Here is a 460-nt window from a genome sequence, read left to right as displayed (position 1 = left end):
TGATTTTGTTGGTTTGACCAAATTTGTAAATTTGCTGGCACGATAATTATTTTGCTGATTTGAGCAAGCCTGTAATGCTGAGAACTGTGCCTGACATACTTGCCGCTGGAGCTTGTTGAATCGGATATTACATTTCTTGAGACAAACTTGCTGAGAAAGCTCGTTGCGCCAGTCGCCGTGCAGAGTAGGGCGCTTGTTGGTTTGACCAGCTCTGTAAGTTTGCTGGCACGATAATTATTTTGCTGGTTTGAGCAAGCCTGTGATGCTGAGAATTGTGTCTGCGCACTTGCCGCTGGAATTTGTTGAACCGGATATTGCGTTTGTTGCGACAAACTTGCTGAGAAATCTCGTTGCGCTAGCAGATGAAAAAGATTCTCGATTTTTGTCATGTACGCCAAAGCTGGTAAAGCTTGTTGCACATTCCTTATTTTGTTGGTTTGAACAAGCCTGTGCGTGCTAT

Annotated in this window: 1 protein-coding gene; it reads right to left on the bottom strand. The window is 43.9% G+C overall.

Translation table 11 applies throughout. The features are described 5' to 3' along the window. Positions 1 to 389: hypothetical protein (locus tag ACY2RQ_RS19860; RefSeq protein ID WP_490114747.1), on the bottom strand; the 389-nt coding region annotated here is incomplete at its 3' end. Positions 390 to 460 lie beyond the last annotated feature (71 nt).

It is taken from the genome of Parendozoicomonas sp. 209JJ7-1 (assembly GCF_058147085.1).
Note: the sequence above shows the minus strand (reverse complement) of the source record. Positions and strands in the feature narration are given on the sequence as shown.